Consider the following 25,398-nt stretch of genomic DNA (forward strand, 5'->3'; position numbering starts at 1 on the left):
AAAGAACTAGAACAAAAGGGCAAGTGCCCTTTATTACCGTATTTCCTGGACGTGGCTAATTAACTTCTAACGTTTACCCACAGTTACAAAATTTTATAATTTTTCTAGACATTAAAAAAAGGGAAGCAGTTAGTATACTGATTCCCTACATTAATTATAAATCTTTTACCATGGTTACATGTGGAATTCCTGCATCCATAAATTCATCTGATATCACATGATACCCTAATTTCTTATAGAAATTTAATGCGTGCGTTTGTGCATTTAATTTTGCTTTATGATAATTTTGATGTTTTATTTCTTCTTCCATCGCAGCTATCAGTTGTTGGCCAACAGATTTCCCGCGATGAGCTTTTAAAACACAAATTCTTTCTAATTTGCCATAACCTTCATCTGTATACCTTAAGCGACTTGCTGCAATAGCAGAACCATGCTCATAGGCTAAAAAATGAGTAGCGGTGGCATCATGTTCATCTAATTCTTCTTCAGCAGGCACTTCTTGTTCTTCTACAAATACAATCATACGGATATGATATGCCTGTTCTAATTCTTCTCTTGACTGTGCCATTTTGACTTCCATACAAAAAATTAATCCCTTCCTAAAACAAATGTTTGGTAAACTGTCCAAGATTCATTGTCTAATTGGTATAGTAATTGAAATCGATCAACATAATCTTCCAGATTGAAACCTTCCATTTGTAATCTTCCTAAGATATCGGAAAACTCATCGTGCTCCAAATCTTGGGCAATAGTAATATGAGGTACAAATGGATGGGTCTGATTATCATCAAATTTACCTTCATGTAATTTTGTGTGCAAGTCATTAAGTTGTTGAATTGGTTCAACTTTGAAATAAATAGTATTTGTTACTGGCTCAAACGTACTTACTTTATTAATTTGAATATGGAACGGTTCGGTTTCTTTTGCGATCTTGCGAAGCTCTTCAACTGTCTCACTTAAAGTTTCTTCGTCAGCTTCAAAAGATTCTTTTAATGTTAAGTGAGGTGGTATTAATGAATAACGAGGGTCATATCGCTTTCTTAATGCGTTAGCCTGATCCTGGATTGTTTTAGATGGGAAAATTGCAATGCCGTATTTCATAATGTAACCTCCTATAGCAATTCTTTCGTTAATAATCAGAAATTGTTTTTTTATAGTATAGCAAAAATATACAAGAAATAGAAACTTATTCAAATAAACTTGTTAATAATCGCTTCATATCCTTTTGCCAATACTTCCATGTATGTTCACCTTCATCTAATTCATGATAAAGATAGGTTGCACCTTTTTCTTGCAAAATGGCATGAAGTTTGCGATTTGGTGTTAAGAAATCAGCACGGTTTCCATCCGTCATGGAGACATCTGTTTCGTTTGTCCCGATGGTGTGATAAATATCGATGGTTGAGAGATTATCAATTTTATTGACTGCTTCCAGAACGGTTTCATCTACATATGGAGACTGCATAGCAATCTTTCCGAATGTATTGGGGTACTGAATAGCAGTCATCAGTGCTAACGTGCCAGCTAGAGAGTCTCCAATTAATGTACGTGATCTCCCCATATGATAAGTAGGAATTATTGAATCCAATAAAGGCACCACTTCATGTACGAGAAATTTTATATACGCTTTATTCTGTTCACCAGAAGGGTGATATTTTTTTCTTCTATCATGTTTATCCTTGTAATGAATACCAACAAATACGGTATTACTTATTTCTTTTGATTCATGTAATCGATCGCTTAAGGTCGCTACTCTGCCCATTTGGAAATAATCATTTCCGTCTTGCATGATACAAATATCATACTTGTATAGGTCAGAAAAAGATTCTGGCTGATAAATTTGGATAGACATCGATTCATCTAGATAATCGCTATCGATTTGTTTTTCAATCATTTTCCCTTTTCTTCCCACAATTTCCACCTCTGACTCAAGATTTTGTTTGGTATATCGATAGTCTATCACCGATGATAATTGCTGTCACTTAGAATAGGGAAGGGTATTAGCTATGAAGTTCATAGTAATACCCTTTTTGTTCCATTAAACTATGGTGATTTCCTTTTTCAATGATTTTACCATTTTTCATCATCATGATCATATCAGCTTCACGAATCGTATTTAAACGATGTGCCACAACAAAACTTGTTCTGCCTTTCATTAGTCTTTTTAAAGCTTCTTGAATTTTTATCTCTGTGATTGTATCAATATTACTGGTTGCTTCATCTAGGATTAGTATCTTTGGCTCCGCTAGTAGTGCTCTAGCTATAGTAAGTAATTGTTTCTGTCCTTGACTTATGCCGCTACCATCTTGATCCAGAATCGTATCAAAGCCTTCTTGTAAATGAGATATAAATTCATAAGCATTGGCATTTTTTGCTGCTTCTTCAACTTCGTGATCACTTGCAGTTAATTTTCCATAGCGAATATTTTCTCTAATCGTTCCTTGGAATAAGAATGCATCCTGTAATACAAAAGCCATGTGATTTCGGAGACTGGAACGTTTAATCTTTTTAATGTCTAAACCATCTAAAGTAATTGATCCACTATCGTAATTATAGAAGCGGGAAATTAGGTTTATAATGGTTGTCTTTCCAGCACCAGTGTGCCCCACTAGAGCGATGGTTTCTCCTGGCCTTGCTTCAAATGAGATGTTGTCTAATGTTTTATTGTTTTCATATCCAAATGAAACGTTCCTAAATATGACTTGACCATCGGTGTCATTTATAGTAACAGCATCTTTTTCATCTACTTCTTCATGTGTTTCATCCATAACATTAAATACTCGTTCTGCACCAGCGATGGCTGATAGGAGCATATTAAATTGATTGGATAATTCATTAAGCGGACGAGTGAATTGTCGAGCATATTCCGTAAATATGACAATGGTACCAACCGTTACTAAGGAAGTATCTGAAACGATTACCAATATTCCACCTACTAAAGCAATTAAACCAAAGCTTAAGAAGTTTAACATATTCATTACCTTTGGAATAAAACCAGAAAAAGTAAGAGCCCAGAAACCAGTATTTTTTAATTCATTATTTCTTTTTTCAAATTGATTAGTCACGTATTTTTCTTGAGAATAGGTCTTTACAACGTGTTGCCCTGAAACAATTTCTTCTACATACCCATTTACCTCACCAAGGTGCCGTTGTTGTAACTTATATAACGGACCTGTTCTTTGAGTTATCCAGCGCATCGCAACATACATGACTGGAATAATAGACATCGCTACTACTGTTAGGATAGGGCTTAAATAAAGCATGACCACCAATGTACCTACGAGAGTGAGTACACTTGAAAATATCTGAATAACGGATTGGTTTAAAGTATTGTTAATGTTATCAATATCATTTGTTAAGCGACTCATCAATTCTCCGTGTTGACGTTTATCAAAATAGGAAATAGGTAAACGATGAAATTGTTCAAATAAATTCTTTCGTAATGTATGAACTGTATTTTGAGCGATTCCAACCATCCAAAAATTTTGAAAAAACAATGAAACAGAGTGGATGATATAAACAGCAATTAAAGCAAGTAAAAGATACCCGAGCCCATTTACCTCTTGCGTAATAATGAAGTTATCAATTGCTCTTCCGACTAAGAATGGACCGAGCAATGCAAACATTGAGCTAATAAGGACCATTAAAATAACGAGCGTAAGCATACCTTTTTCTACTGCTAGGTATTTCCAAATTCGTTTAAGCGTTGCGCCCATATTTTTGGCCTTTTTTTGTTGATGTGCATCTACATTCGATATATCAATTCTTTCATATTGAAAAGGTGCTTTTAGAGAACTATTTCGCATGATGAGCCTCCTTTTCAAATTGTGATTCAGCAATGGATTGATATAATTCGGATGTATGAAGTAACTGTGCATGCGTCCCAATATCTAATATAGAACCGTAATCGAGTAATAAGATTCGATCAGACTTTTTCGCAGTGGATACTTTTTGCGTAATGATAAAAACGGTACATTGATAACTCTCCAATGCTTGTAAAAATTGAGCTTCAGTTGCTAAGTCCAGAGCACTTGTACTGTCATCTAACATTAAGATTTTAGGCTTTCGAATTAAAGCTCGTGCGATCGAGATACGTTGTTTCTGACCACCTGAGAGATTTACGCCTTTTTGACCGACACGCGTTTCGTATTTTCCTTCTAATTGCATAATAGTGTCATGGATTTGCGCATCTTTAGCAGCTTGAATAACGTCATCCATTGTTGCTTCACGTTTTCCCCAAGCGATATTATCAAATATTGTACCTGTGAATAATAAGGGGCTTTGCGGCACATATCCAATACTGTCCCGTAAATTTGCAAATGAATAATTATCTAATGGTAGATCATCTACATAAATAGTTCCATTAGTCGGTTCATATAACCTTGGCATTAATTGAAACAGTGACGTTTTTCCAGAACCAGTCGCTCCGATAATAGCCATACTTTCTCCTGGATTAACATTAAACGAAATATCTTTTAACGTTGGTCGATTTGCATTAGGATATGTAAAGGAAACATGGTCATATGTTACTTTTCCGTATTTAACAACTTCTTTATCATTTGAAGAAGCTTGTTGTTCTTGTTCATTGTGCAATGTTAATACTTCTTCGATACGCTCTGCAGATGCTTTTGTTCGTGAAATCGCCATTATAATGAAGGAGAACATAGAAATTGCCATGGATACTCTTAGTGCATAATTTACCATCGTCACTACTTCACCAACATTCGCTTGACCCGCAATGGTTTGCGCATTACCAAACCATATAATGAAAATTAAGCTCACATTCATTACAAGTAGAAGTATCGGACCTGTGGATTCAATAATACGAAATGTTTTCTTGGTTGCATCTGCAAGCTCCGTATTCGCAATACCAAATCTATCCTCTTCAAAACCTCTACGGGAAAAAGCTTTAATTAATCGCATTCCAGCAAGATTCTCCTGCATGACACGATTTACGTTATCTACATTACCTTGGACTTTTGTAAACAACTTACTCGTAATCTTTAAAATCCATAATAAAAAGATGACAAGCAGGGGAACAGTTAATAAGAAAACAGCCGCTAATTGTGCATTTACAATAAAAGCCATGATAACTCCACCAATTACAGTAAGGGGAGCTTTCGCCATTATACGCAAAGCCATAAAGATCGTATTTTGAATTTGGCGTATATCATTCGTGAACCTTGTTACTAACGCAGATGTAGGATATTGATTTAAATTGGCAAAAGAAAAATCTTGAATTTTTTCAAACAGTTTTTGACGTATATCATAACCATACGCAAAACTGACATGAGAGGAAATAAAGGAATTAATAATTCCAGAAATAAGTGAAAGTATAGCCAACCCAATCATGATACTTCCCCAGAATCCAATGTTTCCTAAATCTTGGTTCTCAACCCCTTGGTTAATCATGAACCCTAAAAATAAAGGAAGCAGCAATTCTACAGCTAATTCAATCAACATTAGTAGAAGTGCTACAATAGATGAAACTTTATAAGGCTTTATAAATGAAAAAACATTTCTCAATAATCATCCACCCTCAATCTCAGATAAGAAACAATTTTATAATTATTATAAGACGATGAAGCGTTATTATCCAGTAATTTATTTCGGTTTGCGAAATTTTGATTGTTGGATTAGTTGCTTTGAAAAACAAACAGCTTAATATTCGGGTTTTAAGCGTAATAGTATAGAAATAAGTGTAAGTAAGCATTACTTGTAAAATACCGAAAATTTTTTATTTTTATTATGTTGAATTTTAAATACTTTAAATCTTACGTTGATGTATAATAAAACAATTAGGCTGCTAAGTAATTACAACATTAAAATGTTTATACTACACAGTTTGGATGGGGTCAACAATGAAAAAATATAAAGAATTAACCATAGGTATAATAATAGGAATAATAACATTATTGATATATGAATTGATAATAAGATTGTATGGTTTATCTGTTTTCTTTATATGGGGATTTTTTGTATTAGTAATTCTTTTTAATTATCTAGTTAAAAAGATAAAGAAAAGTTTGGTCTAGTATTCTGGAAAGTTAAATATAAAAGAGGTGTTTCTACTATGAGGAAGAACACATATTTAGTGATGTGTAGTGCAATGATTTTAATATTAGTATCAGGATGTCAAAAGGAATATATAGGAGAATACATACAGTGGGGTGTTGATCTATCATTGGAACAAAAAGATCTGTTAAAAGATAACGATATTCCTATTAAAGTGGATGGTAGTTTTGTTTATATTCCAAGAGATGCAGTTGATGATGCAACCTATTGTTGTTCTTAAGTAAGAGGTTAATCTATTAAAATATTAAGAATGCAGCTAATGTGAATATGCTTGCAGAAAATGCTCTCTATCGATTATAATACATATATTGAGTAATCTAGAAAACTCTCTAAACGTTTACATACATAATAATATGTTCTCGTGTACACGATTCCGTAGCTCAGTTGGGAGAGCGCCACCTTGACAGGGTGGAGGTCGTTGGTTCGAGCCCAATCGGAATCATCCTAATTAGAAAGTCTGTATTCCTTGTGTGACAAAGGGTACAGGCTTTTTTGTGTATTTGAGGATAAGGATGAAGGATGGGTGATTGTGTTAAGCAGTCACAAAATAGTCACGAGTTTTGGAGTGATTTTTCAAAGATCGTTGCGACTTCATTATCTGTATTCGGAACAACGTGAGCGTAAATATCTAAGGTTGTCTTTGGGCTAGTGTGTCCCATTCGACTACTTACTTTCACGATATCTACACCCTCTGAAATAAGAATCGAAGCGTGTGTATGTCGTAAATCGTGGAAGCGAATTTTAGGGACATTGGCATTTTTTATACATCGTTCAAATACTCTGGTCACGTTTCTGGGATCTTGCACTTTTCCTAATGCTGTACAAATAACTAAATCATTGTCTTCATACGATGGACCAGCCAATTCCTTCTCACATTGTTGTTTTTCTTTTATACATTGCAATTGATCGCTGATTAATGAAGAAATAGGTATAACGCGTGTTGATCTCACCGTTTTTGGTGTCGTAAAGAAATATCCTTGATTTTGTATATAGCATAAGTTTCGGTGGATATGAATGCATTCCTTTTCCATATTTATGTCACTCCACTTTAACCCTAACAACTCTCCTTTGCGCATCCCAGTATAAATAGCAAGCAGAAAAAGAATATATAACCTTTCTAAGTTGGATGTTTCTAAGAACTGCTTTACTTGATCTTTAGACCAGATAGAAACCTGTTTGGTTTGTACTCTTGGCGGGGTGGTATTCACGACAGGATTATACGAAATCTTTCTCCATTTCACAGCTTGTGCAAAAGAAAGGTGTAGCATCTGATGCATTTTGCGAATGTAACTCGTGCTATATCCTTTACCAAGCTTGTAGTGATAAAAGTAATCAATTTCTTCTGTAGTTATGTCAGATATAGCTTTTTCAGCAAATGGATTATCTTCTATTAAATGCTTTTTAATGAGATAATCTCGATTTGAATGTGTGGTTCTTTTAATGCTCGTAATGTAGTGTGTATAGAACCAGTGCTGTAAAAAGGACTGAAATGATTCTTTACTCGGTTCAAGATAGCCGTCATTTTCCAGTTCGATGATTAACTTCTTTAATGCATCCTCCGCATCTTTCTTTCTCGTAAAGCCAGACAGTTTTTTCTGCTTTCTCGCTTTACCACTTTGATTAATATCAATTATAAATAGATAACGAATTCCTTTCTTTGTATCGTATTTTTTAATAGATCCCTTCATATGCTTATCTCCTACTGGTAAGTAAGTGGTTAAGTAAGTGGTTAAGTGTTTTTTGCCCAAATATGGAGCTGATTATAATTCGATAGCAGTTAGGATTGAAATATAGTGAAAAGGGAAGGGGAATGAGGGTTTCCTGTAGAATAATAACAATATAAATAAAAGGCGAATTATAATATGATGCTTGTCCAATTTATGGGGCGGCTTTGTTAAATAACAAGTTTAGGAAACAACATTTTATATGATTTATCAAGAAATTGTTACAACAAACTACGGAGGATAGGTATGAATAAAACACCAAAACATATAATTGCAGTTTCTGCTAATGTTACTAATGAAAAAGGAGAAACCCTATTAGTCAAGACACACTGGCGGTCTGATACTTGGGAAACTCCAGGAGGACAGGTTGAAGAAGGAGAACCACTTGATAAGGCTGTAGAAAGAGAAATATTATAGGAAACAGGAATAGCTGTCTCACCTATTGGTATTACTGGGGTGTATTACAATGCTACAAAACAGTTATTATCTGTGGTATTCAAAGCGAAATTCGTTAGTGGAGACATAAAAATTCAACTAGAAGAAATTAAGGAGGCTAAATTTATTAAGCTTACCGGAGAAAATATAGATAATTACATAACTCGCCCGCATATGAAATCTCGTACAATCGATTGTATGAAAGCAGCAAACTTCATCCCTTATGAAACTTGGGAGGTAAGTCCTTATAACTTAGTAGGTAGATTATTTTAATTCAACAATCGGGCCATTATGTGGAAGAAGTGATATGGAAAGTACGGTAAGAAAGTGGGACTGATTTATGGATTTAGAATTTTTATATAACGAACCAATTAAAGAAATGCAAGAATTAAGTCCAGGTTATGATGACCACGCAAGCGACGTGTGGCTGGTTAAAACTAAAAAACAGGAAGTTGTTGTACGTTCTTCTAGAATGACTGAAGAACCAAATAATGACTTTTGGTGGGGATGTAAAAAAATATTCGGTATTGACCCAAGGCAAGTTTATGAACTAGAAAGAGTGAATAACAATATAAGTGAAATAACCACCCTCCCAATTCCAAAGGTTATAAATAAGGGAAAAAGAAATTCAAAGGAATTCGTGATTGTAGAAAGATTAAATGGGAATACCCTTGAATCATTTAAAAATCAACCGTCTACCGTCTTACAGAGCCTAGGAGAAGGATTGGCAAGAATTCATAATCATAAAAAAAATTACGTCGGCAACCCTTCTGGGACCTTTAAAATTAGCTTAGAAGAGTTTAATCAACACCTGAAGGACACTATGACTGAATTAGTTGCAAGGTTTTATAATAAAGAAAATGAAATACAAGAAAAACTTGTAGAAATTAAGATGCTTTTAGATAAAGCTCCTACTCCTAAATCTTCTACATTTGTACTAGTTGATATGGATCCTACGCAATTTTTATATGATGGTAAAGTAATATCTGGACTAGTGGATACTGAAGCATATGTTATAGCATCTAGAGAATTTGACTTCATTGGCTTGGAGTATGTTTTAGATGAAAAATCCGCCTTGGATTTTAAAATAGGGTACGAAAAGTTTATGGAATTACCCGACTTAACAAAGGTTAGGGAACCTTAACGGTATCTGTATCGTTTATTATCTGTTCAAGGCGATATGGATATAGATGAGTGGCTAGGCTATAAGAAGCTATTTTAAATTGTTAATCAAACGAGCGCAGTTGTTGAATAAGCACTGTGCCTGCCTGAATCGGACCATATTATTGAACAAAGATATGGATGGTGAAGGGGTTTTGACACAATTTTAATAGGTTAATAAGGAATTAAATCCAATAAAAATAAGCTGTCACAACGGAGCACAAAAAGACAAGATACACATATTGTTTTTCGCTATATTTACTATGCACAGAAGGATATATTAAATGAAGGTGGAATTTTAAATGAAATTTAAAGAGTTTATTAAAGATTCTTTTGTACTTGTTGGATTTAGTGCTGCGGGAAAATGGGATGAAGATATTGTTTACCCAATTCCAAGACTATGGGAAAAGTCACGGAAATTCATTTCCGAGAGAGATGCAGACAAAATTGTTGGAGTTTGCTTGCCACCTAGAAGTAATCATTACTTTTATACCTGTGGAATGGAAATGAACTCCGTAGACTTTCATAAAATTGATGAAGGAATGACTATACATACTTTTCCGGAACAAAAATATGTTGTATTCAAACATATTGGTTCTTCAAAAACGATTCCATCCACTTATGAAAAGATATGGAGTGTTTTTGACAAAGAAGGTTATTCCATTAAAGAAGGGATGCCTGAAATAGAAGTAGTAAGTACTGATATGTTCGGTAAAGAAGAGACAAAGGAATATGAGATGGAAGTTTCGATCCCTGTTAAGTAACCAGAGACTTAGCTGTGTAGGTTAAGGATACTTTTAAATGGATTAATTTGAATATGTGAAATGGGGTAATATTTTATGTGGAAGAAAATAGAGTGTCTTGCGGTTTATACAAAGGATATGGAGAAATCAGTAAACTTTTATCAATCATTAGGTTTAACCAAGGCGTGGGAAGCCTACCAAGACATTGAAAAACAATGGAGTCTTATAGGAATGAGATTTCCTGATGGTAAATCCGAATTAGTATTGAAAAATAATCCAGAATTAAACTTTGCAGAAATAGAAATTGTCGTTGAAGATGTCAAGGCGACTTATGAAACATTAAAATCTGATACTGAAGTTGAGTGGATTCGAACACCATTTGCTAATTCCTTGGGTGGGCACGTCGCAGTAATGAAGGCCCCAGATGACAATGTATTTGTTCTGGTTGGGAAATGATTTAATAAATGCTTATTCAAGAAAAGGGCGCAGTTGTGGAAAAAGCACTGTGCCTGAATCGGAGCCAGTTTGTGTAATAATTAATAATAAGCCTACCCCTCAATCAAATAGTGGATTAAGGGGTAAGCTGATATTAAACAAATAATTATTTTTTTACAGCATGGATGTAATGAATCGTTTCAAAGGCTTTTAAATAATCCGAACGATCGCTAAAGAATTTATTATTTATAACATCGGGTGATAAATGTTCGTAAATAAGTAATCCTGCATCTTCTAACAATTTTTCTATTTCGTCATAAGTAAAACATGATTTCATTGGTTCGCCACTAGCTGATGCCATTTGCACCATATTCTGAACTCGGTTAGACAATCCTTTTTCTTCAAATAGTTTATCATCTGCATAATCAAAAACGATGGAACTTCCCAATGGAATCTCTGCAAATAATTCTTTAATTAAATTTGAAATTTCTTCTTTTGTTAAGTAATAGGAAACACCTAAGAGACTATAGAAGGTTTTTTTGTTTGGTTGAAAACCCTCATCAATAAGGTTTTGTAGGATAATATCTTTGGTGAAATCCATTGGAACAAAGTGGAAATTATCCGGAATTTGATAATTAGATTTGGCTAGCCTATTCCTTTTAAAATCTTGTGTAGACGGATAATCAACTTCAAATATTTCCAACTTAGGGTCTAATTCTGGGTTCCGAAAACAAAATGTATCCAATCCAGCTCCTAGAATGACATATTGTTCAGCTCCTAGTACTATCTCATGGAATAATACTTTTTCACAATAGGCAGCACGTGCTAATGGAGTTGGTGAGAGTTGAACTTGTGTAATCCATTTTAATATTTCATCGGGTTGATCTTGAAATTTAATAGCAATTTCATGATTAAAAAATTGAATTCCTTGAATCATGTTTTTACGAATATCTTCAAATTCCTTTTGGGTAATTAAATCTTTTGCAATATAATCATCAAAAATCTTTGGTGTGTCATATTTACTATGGTATGCTCGACCAAAAGCTGAAATTAAGGAAGTTAAACTGGATTCATTTTTCTCCATACATTGATTCCCCCCATATAACAAAAATAAGATTCCCCTGGCCAGGAGAATCTTATTATATACCAAAGTATAATAACTGTAAATTATAGCATAATTAAATTATTTTGTCAATAATATTGACTTGTATTTAAATGTTATCTCATGAAAAAATCAAAAAATACAATACAACAATCGGGCGCAAGAATTGAACAAAAATGGACTGAACCAGTCCGTTTTTGTTGGTCTTTAATCAGTAAAAGAGAAGAATAGCTTAATAAGAAAAAGGATAGGATATTTCGACAACCAAATAGAATAAAAGGAAACAGTTATTTTGTAGATAAGTGTGGTGGTCTATTTGAAAAATAATATTCCCAATAAAATACATATTATAGGTTCAGTTGGAAGTGGAAAGACAACATTAGAAAGAGAATTATCTTCTAAGTTAAATGTTCCATTTTATGAATTAGATAATGTAGTTTGGAAAAGACATAAAGAGCATGAAGATATAAGACGAACTGAAAAAGAAAGAGAAGAATATTTGAATACCCTAATTAGTTCTGATACTTGGATTATAGAAGGAATTCATAATGAAGAATGGGTCACTAATAGTTTTCGAAATGCAGATTTGATATTTTTTTTAGATACAAATTACTCAGTTAGAACCTACCGAATTATAAGGTGATTTCTTTTACAAAAACTTGGATTAGAAAAATCAAATTATAAACCAACACTAAAAATATTTTTCAAGATGTTTAAATGGAATAGACATTTTGAATAGATTGGTAAACCAAAATTTTATAATAAATTTGGGAAATATGATGACAAGATATTAGTTGTAACTAATAAAAAAGAGATTGAAAATTACTTCAATTAAAAGGGGCTTTTCTGCAATATTTTAAAGCTCTAATTTAGTCCAGAATATTTGTGGACGATCTTCCATTAAAGGGCACATATCTGGAACTAAATGTCAAAGGACTGGATAGGGAAGAATTTTGTTATATGTTAAATTAACTATACAAAGGTGGGGGTACATTGCCAAATAAACAGAAATATATAGGGATATTCTCTTTTGTATGTCTAATTATTGGTATGACTTCAATTGTTGTTTATTTGACTGGGGGAAAATTGATTAACGACAATGTCACAATGTTATCTAGCTTGACATCTATAGTGATTGCATTGATTTTGTCTTGGTTTAGCAAAAATAATGTAATCGGAAGGATTTCATTATACGTTTCTGCAATACTTTTAGGAGTTTTTGTGTTTTTTTTCGTAGGTATGTCTTTATTTTGGAATGAAACGTAAATATCAGGTTGCCATAATCGGGCGCAGTAGTTGAATAAAAGATATGCTTGAATAGGGCCATCTAGACGAATAAGTAGTTACTTATGTATCAATTATCCAAGAAAGGGGGGAAACTTTGAAGAGAGTGGATGTTGCCTATGTACTGCTATATGATAGCGATGAAGAAAATATATTGATGGTGAAAAATAAAGGAAGTCAATCATCTTACTATACACTCCCTGGTGGGGCAGTGGAAAATGGAGAAACTTTAGAAGACACAGCTATTCGCGAAGTTAAAGAAGAAACAGGGTTAAACGTTGAACTAGACGGTGTTTTTGCAGTAAGTGAAGCTTTTTTTGAAGAGCGAGGACATCAGCAATATTTTTTACTTTTAAAGGTAGAATTATTGATGGTGAAATAAATATATTATTTCCAGAAGAGATTGAAGAGGTAACTTGGATGGATGCAAAAATAGCAAAAAAGTATGCATATATACCGATTGTAGAAGAAAATCTTATAAATGGCGAGTCCATTATTCCATATATTCTTCGTGGGAAGGTAGTTCATAACGCTTAAAACTTCTTCAACAAAAGGGCGCAAATCTAGAATAAGATCATTCTTGAATCAGAAAATCACTTTGGAAATTAAAGGAGTGACTTATAAGATAAAAGATTATGGGGATGAAGGATTACTTTAACTAAATGATATTTTTTATATTATCAAGGGGGAGTAGTGTAATTGGAATATTTTAAATATCTAAGACAGTATGTAAGGCATAGACCAGTTACTTTACCTGGTTCTGTGGCTATCATTTTAAATGAAAAAAATGAAGTGTTATTTCAGAATGGGGCTTATCATCAACATTTTTTAAGGGGATTAATATGAAAAAAATTGTTCTGATTGGTTCTGGTGGTTCGGGGAAATCCACACTTGCAAAGCAATTAGGTAAAAAGTTAAAAATAAACGTTTTTCATCTTGATGCTTTGTTTTGGAAACCTAATTGGATAGGTGTCTCAAAGGATGAACAAAGAATAATACAGAAGGATTTAGTGAAAAGACAAGAATGGATTATTGATGGCAATTATGGTGGAACAATGGAAATAAGGCTTAATTCAGCAGATACAATAATTTTTCTCGATATTCCTCGCATTATTTGTGTTTATCGTGCTTTTAAAAGAATATTAAAGTACAAAAATAAAACAAGACCTGATATGGGAGAGGGTTGTGAAGAAAGGTTTGATCTAGATTTTTTTAGATGGATATGGAATTATCCAAAGGTCAAAAAACCAGGAATATTAAAAAACCTTGAACAATTTTCTGAGGATAAACATAAACAAGTTATTGTTTTAAAATCACCCTCAGAAGTTAAAAATTTTATAGAAAAAGTGTGATGATATTTACCGCTATTATTCAATTAACGCGTGCTTATACGGAATAAAGACTTGGCTCAATATTGAAGAAAAGGGCCATATTGTGGAAGATTTTAAAATTCGATTTGTTTGGAGGGATCATTATTGACAGTAGAAAAAAGTTTGAGGGTATGTAAAAAGGGACATAAGTATTACAAAAGTAGTGATTGTCCAAGTTGTCCTAGCTGTGATAAGGAGAATAAGCCTAAAATTGGCTTCCTCTCGAAACTCAGTTCACCTGCAAGAAATGCATTAGTTCACGAAGGGATTGACACTTTGCAAGCACTATCAAAGTACACTGAAAAAGAAATATTAAAAATTCATGGTATTGGACCAGTCTCCTTACCTATTATGAGAGCTTCATTAGAAGAAGAAGGGTTATCATTTAAAGAATAAGTAATCTACAATATAGTATAATTTGACGTACTTTACTTAAATAAGAATAAGTATCTTCCGCAATCGAGCGTTATTGCCTGATAAGGATTAGAGACAATTTCGCATATAAGAAATAGATTGTTGCCTGACATTTAAAAGAATGTATGGATAAAAGGAGGGCGACGAATGGCCGTCAAAAATGAGGAAATATACCCTAACTGCCAGACGACTATTAGAACAGTTGAGATAGGTGGTCTTACCAAATCACAGCTTATTCTTAAAATACAACAGCAAGCTATTTTGATGAATGAGTTTGGAAAAATGCTGTTCGCTGATGATAAATTCAAAACCTCTGATAGTAAGTACATAATTGAAACAGTTGAGCTAACCGTACAAGATCTTGGTTTGGCAAAAGGTGGTACCATTACCCAAATTTTTAGTAAAGCAAATCAACTTGACTTGAAGTTATGCCCACTGGAACTGGGTCCTTATCTGAGGCTTGAATATCTTGATCAACCTGAAGGAGAAATAAATAGCCGTCAGCAAGACCAGGCTCCATATGGTTCCATTACGGTAGCTTCAGAGATACCGACTGAAGATGATAAATTTCCCAAGGGTTTTTATCTTAGACGTATTGCTGGAGTACTTTGGCTTCGGGGGTATATTTGTGATGACCAGCACGTTTGGGAACCTAGTGATCACTTTATCTTTGTTAAGCAATCGGGTCCAGTTGCAGAATGAAATACTGCATCCTGAATTGCTGAAACGGACCAGATTTTGGCATAACTTTCATCAACAAAGGAGAGGAGTGTTTGTTTGAACAAAAAGTTGAAAGTCACTTTATTGTGCAGCCTTTTTATTTTGTTGTTGTTTTTTTTAGTACTGTGGTTAAGATTTGTAGCATTTATAATAGATTATGAAGGTCCATTTGCAAAACAAGATATTATGATTTCTCCGTTGTATTTGGGTTATATAATTACCCTGATAAGTTTACCCATTGCTTATTTGTTAGGTATGGGTAGGTCAAAGAAAAGCAAATACAGGATTTGGGGAATTGCTATTATGTTATTATTTTCTTTACCCTTAGCTTATTCGATTGGAATAACCTATTCTCTAATAGTGGGAAGTCCTTGGGCAACAATGCTGCTGTTTTATGTATTTCCAGTGATATTTATCGTAGGACTTATTTTGTTATTGGTTGGAGTTTTTAAGAAAGGTGTACTTTCTCAATAAAAATTAAGGATAAAGCAAAACTTAGCCCTGCTGAACAATATAAAACCATTGACCCGAAAACAAACATATCTAATCTATCGTTAATAATAAAATTAAAAAACAAAAGTAACACTCCGAAAATGCCACTAGCTATAGGATATGTAATTCATCTGAATTTAGTTGTAATTCTATCTATGAGTATTGATATAGGAATAGCTATTAAAATAAATAAGGGAATAGAAACTATGAAAAAACCAAACATGTATAGTATAGAAAAATACTCAAAAAGACTATTATCCCAAGGCGGAGTGAACAAATTATAAATAGCAACAAGTCCAAAATATGTAAAGTAAAACAAGATAGGGGAAATTATTGCTGCTAATATTCTGTTTACAAATTTCTGCATAAATTCTTTCATGTACAGACCTCCTCTATAAAATAATTATTTAAGTCTTTTCTGGAACATAATTTAATGATAATAACTCCCTTTTTGATATTTTTTAAATCTGATACTTATACTAATACCACCATATTTTTACAATTATTTCTAACTTTAGTTTAGTACAAATTACATAACTTTACTATTATTAGTCAGGATAGCGCACCCCTCATTACATTTTGGGTCTCTATAACTTATAAATGATCAATTCATATCAATTTTGTTCAATAAAAGCAACGCATTCGTATGTCTGAGGCCATGTATAAAATTTTGTTTACTCCTGTTTTTCGTGATAATGCGATTGACTGTTCTTGCAAATTTACGTGAATTTACTAGTTTAACATCTACAGGGGGAACCACAATCTAATCATTTATTGATAAATTTTTGTTGCAAATACAACATAATTAAGTTAAGTTAAATACATGGGCATAAATGTTGCATTTGCAACAAAAATATTGCTGAGGAGTTCAATATGAAAGAAATACTACGTGAAATTGGAATGGTAGCAAGGGCATTAGATTCAATAAGTAATATAGAGTTCAAAGAATATGAGCTCACTAGAGGCCAGTATTTATATCTTGTGAGAATCTGTGAAAGTCCAGGGATCATTCAGGAGAAGGTAGCTGAACTAATAAAGGTAGATCGAACTACAGCAGCTCGTTCTATTAAAAAACTTGAAATGAATGGGTTTATTGAGAAGAAGGAAGACGAACATAATAAAAAAATTAAAAAACTCTATCCAACAGAGAAAGGGAAAAAGATTTTTCCTCTTATACAAAGAGAAAATGAGCACTCCAATGCTGTTGCCTTAAAGGGTTTAACTGAAGAGGAAATCGAAACCATTTTCGATCTTCTTCAAAGAGTAAGAAAAAATATAGAAAAAGACTGGGAACTCGTAAAAAAAGGAAACAAGAGAAGTTATTAATAGTAGAAAGGAGTGAAAGGTCTAAATGAGTATAAATATGACTAGATGTACCTTAGAAGATTCACGACAACTTCAATATATTGGGTATAAAACATTTAAGGAGACATTTGAGGATCAGAATTCGCCAGAAAATATGAAGGTCTATTTGGAACAGGCTTTTAACATAAATCAAATAGAAAGGGAGTTATCCAATACTTCATCGCATTTCTTTTTTGTTTCTTTTAATGATGAGGTAGCTGGATATTTAAAGGTTAATACCGGGGATGCCCAGACTGAAGAAATGGATGATGACGCCCTTGAAATCGAACGGATTTATATTATTAATAAATTTCAAAAGCTTGGGCTTGGTAAATATTTGTTCAATAAAGCTATGGATATTGCAATGGCACAAAATAAAAAGAAGATTTGGCTGGGAGTGTGGGAAAAAAATGAAAATGCCATTTCTTTTTACAAGAGAGTGGGTTTTACTCAAACGGGAGCGCACTCTTTTTATATGGGGGATGAAGAACAAACGGACTTGATAATGGTTAAAGAGCTCGAATAGCAGTTCATGTAATTTGGAATGACAAAAAACATAGGTAGAAAATGAGCAAACTTTTTAATGAAAATTGTATAGTGTTTCATAAAAAATGAATCCGTTTTGATCAACTTTTCAATACGGGTTTTTTACATTAACAATAGTCTTATTGATTAAAGAAAAAGGATTTGTAAACATTTTCTATGTCATAAAAAACTATGCTAGCTTGTGTATTAAAAGCGAGTTTATTACCCACTTCTCCAAATTATATATACCCTTAATCAATATTTTCTCGCATCATAAAGTATATAATGCAACTTTACTTAGAGAGAAATCGTCTTACTTGTAAGGGAAATGATTCAGGGAGATTAAAATATGTCTAAAATGAACCCATTCGATCTTATTGAGGAAATATATAATGAGCATTATGTGTATTTAAGAAACTTTTTAATAGGCTTAACCAAAAGTGATGAACTCGCTGATGATATTATCCAGGAATTATTTACAAAAATCTTGGTTTCACCTTCGAAGATTACAGAAGTTAATTATATGAAAAGTTGGTTATTAAGAGGGGCAAAAAATACACTTCTTGACTATTATAAAAAAAAGAAACCTGAGTTGTTGAATAAAGAGAACGTCATTGAAACGTTGTTAGTTGATAATTACACACCAGAAATAAGTACAACAATTAACAATGAATTAGAAACACTGTTAGGCAAGTTGTCTACTACCGATAAAGCAATTATTTTCGCTAAAGAATATTATGGATATGATTATCAAGAAATTAGTGAGCTTTTAAATATGCCAGTATCCACTTTAAAATCAAAGGTGTTCAGGATTAGGAAAAGAATGATTAAAGAGAGGTAATTCAATGGATGCTAATACCAAAATTCATCTGTTATCAAAGGAGTTAATTCCAGTTATCAATGACATTGATAATAAGCCTAAACAGATAATTCTAGATCATATCATAGACTGTGAAGATTGTAGAAACCTATACAATCATTCAGTAGAATTCGATGAAAATATGCCAAAGAATAATTACTCAAATGATGTTGAATTAAAACCTTTAAAAAAGTTGGTTCAATTTAATACTGGATTAAAGTTATTACTCATTGCAGTAAGAGCAATAATTCTGTTCTACATTCTATACTCGAGTTTTAAATATTATAATGTTGAATCTGTAATAAGGACGCTTGACTATTTCTGGTCTGTGATATTTTTATTCTATATACCAGCTGCAGTATTTTTACTGGTATTTACGATTACTTTTTTTAACAAAAAGTGGATTTGGATGTCGCTGATAGTTGATTTATTTATTATTGTGTTTTTAGGTAATATTTTACAATTATTTTTATAATAGTGGAGGTGCGAACCGAATGTTTTTAATTTTGTTAGGTGGTGTGTTTTTAAGTTTCATCGTTTTTATGTTTACATTTATTTCTTCTAAAAAAAGCGGTAAATATTATTTAGCGCCAATAGTCACCTTTCTTTTTTCTATTGGCATTGCGGCGTATAGTATAATTGTCATTCGAGGATTCGAGGGGATGGGGTATTTATTTTTAGCAGCAGGATTTTTGATTACTAGTGTTATAGTTACAATTTTCTTACCCAAATTAATCCGAAGAAAAAGTTCTAAACAATTCAAGAGAAGTGATAAGTTTAGTCTGGTTTTTTTACCGATTATATTTTTTTCCATGATAGGGTTAGTTATTTATTCTGATCAGGGTTATTGGATTATTAATCAAGGAAGTACCGATAGTTATGCTGAGATAGAGGGTTATAGGGTTTCCACTATTTCTGAAGGAAATAAACAAGTTTCTTTACTGCTTGGTAAAGATTATACAGGAAAGAAGATCGAGGTTGAAAATGTAAGTAAACGAGGACCTACGGAAATAACTGTAAACATTTTAGAAGGTGAAGAAGAGGACAAAACTCCATTTATCGAAATAGGCTTAGATGAAATAAACGAACCTTTAAAGGTACAAACAACAGAAGGATTGATTTTTGAACCATTAAGTAGTAATCCAAGAAATTAAAGTTATCTAATTCAACGGGTTATTGATAGTTGAAGAATTATATTTAATCTGTATAGTGTTTTAATTTAGAGAATAAAAGGTTTGTAAGAGCAAGTTTTAATTAAGTAGAATAGTTACCTTAAAAGAGATATATTTCCTATTAGTTTTAGCAAAGCTATTTAATTACGAGGAGATGCATTAACAATGAAACAAAATAAATATGATAATCAGAATTTCTTTTCTAAGTATGAACAAATGCCACGTTCTGTTAAAGGGCTGGGAGGAGCTGGAGAATGGCATATATTACGAGACCTATTGCCAGATTTCAAACATAAAAATGTGCTTGATTTAGGTTGTGGTTTTGGTTGGCATTGTCGATATGCACGAGAGCAGCAAGCAAGTTCTGTCATAGGTGTAGATATATCCGAAAATATGATTCGAAAAGCCTGTGAAATAACAAGTGATCCCTTAATTTCATACGTCAAAGCACCAATCGAGGACTTTGCTTTTTCAGAATCCCAATTTGATGTAGTAATCAGTTCGCTTGCTTTTCACTACATAGAGTCGTTTAAATCAATTTGTGAAAAAATTTATAATTCTCTAAGGTTTGGGGGAAGCTTTGTTTTTTCTGTTGAGCATCCAATATTCACTGCACGAAGAGAACAAGATTGGTACTATGATGAACAAGGGAATCGCCTGCATTGGCCTGTTGATCATTATCAAAAAGAAGGAGTCCGTAAAGCATTATTTCTAAATGAAAAAGTTATAAAATACCATCGTACAATTTCAACATATATGAATGACTTAATTGATGCAGGTTTTATTATAAAAACAGTTAAGGAATCGTTTCCTTCTGATGTAATGTTAAAGAATGATCCCAAAATGGAAGATGAAAATAGAAGACCGATGTTTTTAATGATCTCAGCAAGCAAATAATGAAAAATCATTTTTTCGTTACAGAGCGCTTATCCTGAATAACGAACGGCGCACAATCTGAGGGGAGATGGGACAGATTGTATAAGAATGTGACTTTAAGAAAACGAATATAATTTAATTAATGGAAGGGTAGATGCTAGGTGAATAAATATCAAATACGTACTGTGTATATTTCAATTGTAGCTCTTGCTTTCTTCTTTTTATTATCTTTAATGACACACAAGTGGGGATTCTTCTTATGGAGTTTAATGCCTGTTTGTATAGGTTTGATGACTGCATTTACCACCAAGACTGACAAGAAAGGTAATAGAAATTGAACAAGCTTATTCCATTATCGAGTGCTCGTGTTAAAAAAGTGTTGAAAGCTGTTTTCCAATCTTCAATATAGACATTATCTACAGCAGAGCCAAGTCTTCCGAAAACTTATTTATATTAATTTAAAAGGCAGCATTACATATCATATCAATAAAATTACAATTGGTTTTCCACTTATACTGTTAAATCATTTTCAATTTTTATATTTAATGCATTTATTAATAACTTCTGAAGAAGAGAAGTGAATACAGCGATAACTATAGAAGTAAAAATAATTATAGAACTGATTATTGCTATACCTGGATGTAAAGCATCTTGTGACATTAGGAAGAAACTCCCGATTACATATAAAATACTAATTGTAACCGCACATTTTTTAATATTTTTTAAAGTCCCAACACACAAGACTGAGAATGCATTTCTATTATGAATGTATTTTAAAAGTTTCAAAATCTGATACAGAGCAACAAAAAATGGTATAGCTGTGACATATAATCCGATTAAAACAGGGTATTGTAAATACGAGAATTCAGGATACATTTCTGTTGTAACATTTGCTAACCAAGGCAACCAAAACATACACAAGATTAGCACTGTAATTCCTAGAATAAAAACAGCTGACTTTAAAAAGGGTGTTGTTCTTCGTTCCATAAGAAGCACCTCACTGATTCAGTTAGTTTATTCTAATGTAATACAATATTTATCGATTTTCAATAAATATTTATCAATTAATAATAATTTTTGTTATTGTTGTGTTTATAATTTGAAATAATACTAATCTTCGTTTTTAATTCGATGACTTAACCGTTGAACAAGGTGAAGGGTTGCACTCAAAATCAATTGGCTATTTTTAGAAGAAAATCATATAGAAGGAGCAGCAGATAATGAATACAATATTCAATATGGATTTAGATATAAATAGCCTGAAAGTAGGGATTATATGTCGCTAGATCAGATGTTAGTAAATTGGAATGTAAAAACAAATTTAATCAATGAATCAGGGTTCGACGTATATTTTGAAGAAATTTCAAGGAAAAACAATTATCTCAAGATAATGTTAAGAGATTCACAAGGTAACTTCTTAGAAGTAATATATGACGATCCAGATAATATAACACCGTTTGAATATGTTGTATGGTCGTTCAAGCACACTACCGAAATGGTCATGGTATTTGGACCGCATGACTTAATGAATATTAAACGGAATATTGCTAATGAAAATTACAATTTTTTTAAAGTGGTTCATTCAGATTATATTGCTAAATTTGATAATAATCATTTAGGTAATAGAACATTATATCCTAACGTGGAACACCATGTCTACATTACAGGTGATGAAGTTTTGGAAGTTATTTCAAATTATGAACCAAAGTTTATAGAAAAATGAGCCGTCACTTTAGAAAGTAACGGGTTTTAAGAAGTTAATTCATAGCTTTCTTCAATTAGACTTTTAATATCATCTAAGGTTTCCGTGTAATCTAGAACAATACTTACCCAATTATTTTTATCCATGTGATATGCAGGATACACATTTTCTAATTCTCTTAATGATCCTATCATTTCTTTTCTTACTTTCACATTTAATACATTAATCTTTTTGTTGGAATTAATCCCTAATTTATCTCCAGTGATATCCATAATTAGACCAAACCATTTTCCGCTATCCTTATGTCTTAAAGCGGCAAAATTTGCATATTTTTCCCAAGGATAATCCGGTTCAACCTTATACTTATTTTGTATATATTTGAAAATATCATCTCTGCTAATCATTTAAAATTCCTCCATTAAAATTATTCCTATTATCATTACTTTCTAAACTTGTAGGGGTATGTAGCTATGGCCATATCAATAAATTTTTTATTCCAATAAAATTAGATGTAGAAGCTGAACTCAAATATGCTGAAATACATAATCCTGGATTAGGAATAATGAAGTTAAATAATAATAAATGTATGTATAATCTTTTGCATTGAGGAATGAATTTAATATTGAAAAGAGAAAAAGTAATAGGTACAATGGATCTATTAGTTAGAAAATTTAAAAAATAATGTAAAATTATTAAAAGCACTTCAGATTTTTGCCCAAATTAATGCATGGAAGGGGGGAGACGCTTTTGAACAAAAAAACAATTCATATCGTTAACATCACTTTAGGAATTATTATTTTTGGAGGAATAGGTTTATTTCTAGCATGGTTATATTTCACCTTTGAAACCATAGAAGTTGTCCCTATTAATCTCACAGTTATAATTATTCTCTTTATCTTATGGTTTGCTTTTTATAAACTTCAGCTTAGAAATCCTAGAATAAAGCCATTTCTTATTTTCTTCATCATAGAAATTTTACTACTTTTATTTATATTCAATTATCAGTTCAAGTTAGTTTTGAATTTTTGGGATAAACTTAACGAAACGAATGAGAGGCACATAATGAATTCTAACAAGTGTGCTACCGTATATGGCTAATACATTTAAAAAGCAGAGAACATCCATGGACATTCTCTGCTGCAATTTATTCATTGGTTCCGACAAGATAACTTCTCCATCACTGTATACATTATAGAAGCCCACAGTTCCCGTTCCTCCATCTTCAATCATGGATTTACTAGATGCTTTTAGGTTGTAAAAAGTTCTTCCATCATTATCTACATAGAGTTCACCATTACTGCTGAAAATCAAGTCGTCATTATTTAGTTCTTCTTCAGCTAGAGAGATCGCGTAATCAACAGTAAACATGTCTTGGCGCTCTTCAGCTAATAAGGCTATCCAAGTCTCTTCACCAACAATTCCATCAATTATTAAGTCATGTTTCTTTTGAAAATTCATCACTTGTTTTTCTGTCTTGCTACCAAATATTCCATCGACATCTGTCTCAAATCCGAAATGATTTAACTTAACTTGTACTAATTCTACCTCTAATCCTACACTATCTTCTTTGAGTGTAGGTTGATGCTCTGGTGCAATGTCTAAGATAGGTTCAAGCCTTTGGGGTACATCAGAATTAGATTGCTCCATTTGCGAATCTGGATGGGCACTAGAGGCCTCTACTTCCTGAAAGTAAAGAGGTGTTATGGCCAAAGCCACAGCTGGCACAATCGTTAACCATTTCTTTTTCATTGTGATAGATCCTCCTTTAATTATTTGGTACAGTATTCCAATTCCACCTTTAACTAGATTTAAACATGTTGTACCTTTCAATAACTCTAAATTTTATAGAAATGGACTTAATTGTTTGAAATTAAGATAATTAGGGTAGGTATAACTGACTAGATGAAGAGGAGCAATTTTATGACATTAATGGAAAATAAAGATAAAATGGATAACTTGGTTGTACAAGCATTAGAAAGTAATCTTGCAATTATTCGATTTGACTTAACTAAGAGAGTAGCTTTTGTAAATGATAATTTTGCAGAAGCATTGGGATATAAAAGAGAAGAGTTACTGGGAATGCATCATCATATGTTCTGTTTTGATACGTTCGTACAAAGTGAAGATTACGAATTATTTTGGAATCGTTTATTTTCTGGAAAATCTTATCAAAATAAGATAAAGAGAAAAGATGCAAATGGAAAGCCAATTTGGCTTGAAGTTACATATATGCCGGTATTTGATGAAGATAATAAAGTGGTAGCTATTTCAAAGATAGCTACCAATGTGACGGAGCGTGAAGAAAAAGTTCAATCATTAGCATATGAGTTTAAAGAAGTTGCTCAAGGTATCAATGAAAAAAGTACTTCGGGAACAAAGAATATACATTTATTAACCGAAAGTTTTCAATCTGTATCAGAAATTATGGATAAAAATGGAGAAATGATAACAACATTTTTGGCGCAAACGGATGAGATTAACAGTATTGTCACTACGGTGAAGCGGATTGCGAGACAAACAAAATTATTAGCTCTAAATGCTGCTATAGAAGCGGCACATGCCGGAGAATTTGGGAAGGGATTTAATGTAGTAGCAAACGAAGTCAAAAAATTAGCGGGCGATGTAGAAGATTCCGTGGTTGATATTAGCAATATAGTAGATGCCATAACGAATGGATCTCATCAGATAAAAGATGGAGCTTTACAGATAGAAGTAAATATTGAGAATAGTCAAGACCATTTGAATCGAACAATAGAAGACTTTGAAGAAATTTCATCAACTTCTCAAATATTAAATGAGAGATCGAATTCATTTAATAATCTTTTTTAACGATATAACCCAACCGCTAATATACGATGTATAGAAGCGGTTATTTAATACCTAACTTTACATATAGACGATGAATTTTACTTAAGGGATTTTGGAACATTTTAACAAATTTTGGTTTGATCGTATAACGGGTCGG

At 32.6% G+C, this 25,398-nt stretch carries 27 protein-coding genes, 1 tRNA gene and 4 pseudogenes; 21 read left to right on the plus strand and 11 right to left on the minus strand.

The window, feature by feature from the left end; translation table 11 throughout:
- Positions 1-154: 154 nt before the first annotated feature.
- The 5 genes from OB_RS06445 to OB_RS06465 all read right to left on the minus strand — a co-directional run bounded on the left by OB_RS06445 (position 155) and on the right by OB_RS06465 (position 5,526).
- Positions 155-580, minus strand: coding sequence for a GNAT family N-acetyltransferase (locus OB_RS06445; protein WP_011065628.1), 426 nt, complete (start codon positions 578-580; stop codon positions 155-157).
- A gap of 8 nt (positions 581-588) precedes the next feature.
- The gene (locus tag OB_RS06450) at positions 589-1,101 is read right to left on the minus strand and encodes a YjcG family protein (RefSeq protein ID WP_011065629.1); all 513 of its coding nucleotides are present in this window, start codon (positions 1,099-1,101) and stop codon (positions 589-591) included.
- Between the two features lie 85 nt (positions 1,102-1,186).
- Positions 1,187-1,912 carry an alpha/beta hydrolase gene (locus tag OB_RS06455; protein ID WP_011065630.1) on the minus strand — a complete coding sequence of 242 codons (726 nt, stop codon included), beginning with the start codon at positions 1,910-1,912 and terminating at the stop codon, positions 1,187-1,189.
- 88 nt (positions 1,913-2,000) lie between these two features.
- Positions 2,001-3,806 (minus strand): ABC transporter ATP-binding protein, encoded by a 1,806-nt coding sequence (locus OB_RS06460; protein ID WP_011065631.1) that lies wholly within the window; start codon positions 3,804-3,806, stop codon positions 2,001-2,003.
- The gene (locus tag OB_RS06465) at positions 3,796-5,526 is read right to left on the minus strand and encodes an ABC transporter ATP-binding protein (RefSeq protein WP_011065632.1); all 1,731 of its coding nucleotides are present in this window, start codon (positions 5,524-5,526) and stop codon (positions 3,796-3,798) included. The genes OB_RS06460 and OB_RS06465 overlap by 11 nt, the downstream gene beginning before the upstream one ends.
- Positions 5,527-6,073: 547 nt before the next feature.
- Here OB_RS06465 and OB_RS06470 point away from each other — a divergent pair.
- Positions 6,074-6,295 carry a hypothetical protein gene (locus OB_RS06470; RefSeq protein ID WP_041544117.1) on the plus strand — a complete coding sequence of 74 codons (222 nt, stop codon included), beginning with the start codon at positions 6,074-6,076 and terminating at the stop codon, positions 6,293-6,295.
- 149 nt (positions 6,296-6,444) lie between these two features.
- A tRNA-Val gene (locus tag OB_RS06475) sits at positions 6,445-6,517 on the plus strand.
- A 109-nt stretch (positions 6,518-6,626) separates the two neighbouring features.
- On the opposite strand, the gene OB_RS06480 is transcribed toward OB_RS06475, so the two are convergent.
- The gene (locus OB_RS06480) at positions 6,627-7,763 is read right to left on the minus strand and encodes a site-specific integrase (RefSeq protein WP_011065633.1); all 1,137 of its coding nucleotides are present in this window, start codon (positions 7,761-7,763) and stop codon (positions 6,627-6,629) included.
- Positions 7,764-8,045: 282 nt separating this feature from the next.
- On the opposite strand from OB_RS06480, the pseudogene OB_RS06485 reads away from it, so the two are divergent.
- From OB_RS06485 to OB_RS06500, 4 genes and pseudogenes are all read left to right on the plus strand, one after another.
- A pseudogene (locus tag OB_RS06485) lies at positions 8,046-8,507 on the plus strand (NUDIX hydrolase).
- Positions 8,508-8,574: 67 nt separating this feature from the next.
- Positions 8,575-9,456, plus strand: a pseudogene (locus OB_RS06490) (phosphotransferase).
- Between the two features lie 241 nt (positions 9,457-9,697).
- Positions 9,698-10,159, plus strand: a complete 462-nt coding sequence (locus OB_RS06495) for a GyrI-like domain-containing protein (RefSeq protein WP_011065637.1) — start codon at positions 9,698-9,700, stop codon at positions 10,157-10,159.
- A 75-nt stretch (positions 10,160-10,234) separates the two neighbouring features.
- The gene (locus OB_RS06500; RefSeq protein ID WP_011065638.1) at positions 10,235-10,594 is read left to right on the plus strand and encodes a VOC family protein; all 360 of its coding nucleotides are present in this window, start codon (positions 10,235-10,237) and stop codon (positions 10,592-10,594) included.
- 145 nt (positions 10,595-10,739) lie between these two features.
- Here the strand turns inward: OB_RS06500 and OB_RS06505 are convergent, their stop codons facing one another.
- Positions 10,740-11,657: a class I SAM-dependent methyltransferase gene (locus OB_RS06505; RefSeq protein WP_011065639.1), complete on the minus strand. Its 918-nt coding sequence runs from the start codon at positions 11,655-11,657 to the stop codon at positions 10,740-10,742.
- 334 nt (positions 11,658-11,991) lie between these two features.
- Here OB_RS06505 and OB_RS06510 point away from each other — a divergent pair.
- From OB_RS06510 to OB_RS06540, 7 genes and pseudogenes are all read left to right on the plus strand, one after another.
- Positions 11,992-12,510 (plus strand): annotated as a pseudogene (locus OB_RS06510) (AAA family ATPase).
- A gap of 158 nt (positions 12,511-12,668) precedes the next feature.
- Positions 12,669-12,941: a hypothetical protein gene (locus tag OB_RS18380; protein WP_041544118.1), complete on the plus strand. Its 273-nt coding sequence runs from the start codon at positions 12,669-12,671 to the stop codon at positions 12,939-12,941.
- A gap of 115 nt (positions 12,942-13,056) precedes the next feature.
- Positions 13,057-13,496 (plus strand): annotated as a pseudogene (locus OB_RS18110) (NUDIX hydrolase).
- A 305-nt stretch (positions 13,497-13,801) separates the two neighbouring features.
- Complete coding sequence (locus OB_RS06525; RefSeq protein WP_011065643.1) at positions 13,802-14,311, plus strand: DNA topology modulation protein; 510 nt, start codon at positions 13,802-13,804, stop codon at positions 14,309-14,311.
- A gap of 123 nt (positions 14,312-14,434) precedes the next feature.
- Positions 14,435-14,725, plus strand: a complete 291-nt coding sequence (locus tag OB_RS06530) for an RNA polymerase alpha subunit C-terminal domain-containing protein (RefSeq protein ID WP_011065644.1) — start codon at positions 14,435-14,437, stop codon at positions 14,723-14,725.
- Positions 14,726-14,890: 165 nt separating this feature from the next.
- Positions 14,891-15,445, plus strand: a complete 555-nt coding sequence (locus OB_RS06535) for a hypothetical protein (RefSeq protein ID WP_011065645.1) — start codon at positions 14,891-14,893, stop codon at positions 15,443-15,445.
- Between the two features lie 75 nt (positions 15,446-15,520).
- Positions 15,521-15,937, plus strand: a complete 417-nt coding sequence (locus OB_RS06540; RefSeq protein ID WP_011065646.1) for a hypothetical protein — start codon at positions 15,521-15,523, stop codon at positions 15,935-15,937.
- A 145-nt stretch (positions 15,938-16,082) separates the two neighbouring features.
- Here OB_RS06540 and OB_RS06545 read toward each other — a convergent pair whose 3' ends face one another.
- On the minus strand, positions 16,083-16,334 hold the full coding sequence (locus OB_RS06545; protein WP_041544119.1) for a hypothetical protein: 252 nt from the start codon (positions 16,332-16,334) through the stop codon (positions 16,083-16,085).
- Between the two features lie 494 nt (positions 16,335-16,828).
- Here OB_RS06545 and OB_RS06550 point away from each other — a divergent pair, with 494 nt between their 5' ends.
- The 6 genes from OB_RS06550 (at position 16,829) to OB_RS06575 (ending at position 20,752) form a co-directional block, all read left to right on the plus strand.
- The gene (locus OB_RS06550) at positions 16,829-17,281 is read left to right on the plus strand and encodes a MarR family winged helix-turn-helix transcriptional regulator (protein WP_011065648.1); all 453 of its coding nucleotides are present in this window, start codon (positions 16,829-16,831) and stop codon (positions 17,279-17,281) included.
- Positions 17,282-17,306: 25 nt separating this feature from the next.
- Entirely contained in the window at positions 17,307-17,825 is a 519-nt protein-coding gene (locus tag OB_RS06555; protein WP_011065649.1) for a GNAT family N-acetyltransferase, read from the plus strand.
- A 348-nt stretch (positions 17,826-18,173) separates the two neighbouring features.
- Positions 18,174-18,665, plus strand: coding sequence for an RNA polymerase sigma factor (locus OB_RS06560; RefSeq protein WP_011065650.1), 492 nt, complete (start codon positions 18,174-18,176; stop codon positions 18,663-18,665).
- Between the two features lie 4 nt (positions 18,666-18,669).
- On the plus strand, positions 18,670-19,158 hold the full coding sequence (locus tag OB_RS06565; RefSeq protein ID WP_011065651.1) for a hypothetical protein: 489 nt from the start codon (positions 18,670-18,672) through the stop codon (positions 19,156-19,158).
- Between the two features lie 19 nt (positions 19,159-19,177).
- Entirely contained in the window at positions 19,178-19,837 is a 660-nt protein-coding gene (locus OB_RS06570) for a hypothetical protein (protein ID WP_011065652.1), read from the plus strand.
- Positions 19,838-20,020: 183 nt separating this feature from the next.
- On the plus strand, positions 20,021-20,752 hold the full coding sequence (locus OB_RS06575) for a class I SAM-dependent methyltransferase (protein ID WP_011065653.1): 732 nt from the start codon (positions 20,021-20,023) through the stop codon (positions 20,750-20,752).
- 489 nt (positions 20,753-21,241) lie between these two features.
- Here OB_RS06575 and OB_RS06580 read toward each other — a convergent pair whose 3' ends face one another.
- Positions 21,242-21,718: a DUF2975 domain-containing protein gene (locus tag OB_RS06580; RefSeq protein WP_011065654.1), complete on the minus strand. Its 477-nt coding sequence runs from the start codon at positions 21,716-21,718 to the stop codon at positions 21,242-21,244.
- A 289-nt stretch (positions 21,719-22,007) separates the two neighbouring features.
- Here OB_RS06580 and OB_RS06585 point away from each other — a divergent pair, with 289 nt between their 5' ends.
- The gene (locus tag OB_RS06585) at positions 22,008-22,454 is read left to right on the plus strand and encodes a hypothetical protein (protein WP_011065655.1); all 447 of its coding nucleotides are present in this window, start codon (positions 22,008-22,010) and stop codon (positions 22,452-22,454) included.
- Positions 22,455-22,480: 26 nt separating this feature from the next.
- Here OB_RS06585 and OB_RS06590 read toward each other — a convergent pair whose 3' ends face one another.
- Both OB_RS06590 and OB_RS06595 read right to left on the minus strand, forming a co-directional pair.
- Positions 22,481-22,837 (minus strand): MmcQ/YjbR family DNA-binding protein, encoded by a 357-nt coding sequence (locus OB_RS06590; protein ID WP_011065656.1) that lies wholly within the window; start codon positions 22,835-22,837, stop codon positions 22,481-22,483.
- 607 nt (positions 22,838-23,444) lie between these two features.
- Entirely contained in the window at positions 23,445-24,182 is a 738-nt protein-coding gene (locus OB_RS06595) for a peptidoglycan-binding domain-containing protein (protein ID WP_011065658.1), read from the minus strand.
- Positions 24,183-24,353: 171 nt separating this feature from the next.
- Between OB_RS06595 and OB_RS06600 the strand changes: the two genes are divergently transcribed.
- Entirely contained in the window at positions 24,354-25,262 is a 909-nt protein-coding gene (locus OB_RS06600; protein ID WP_011065659.1) for a methyl-accepting chemotaxis protein, read from the plus strand.
- The last annotated feature ends 136 nt before the right edge of the window (positions 25,263-25,398 follow it).

It is taken from the genome of Oceanobacillus iheyensis HTE831, assembly GCF_000011245.1.
Classification (GTDB): Bacteria; Bacillota; Bacilli; order Bacillales; family Amphibacillaceae; genus Oceanobacillus; species Oceanobacillus iheyensis.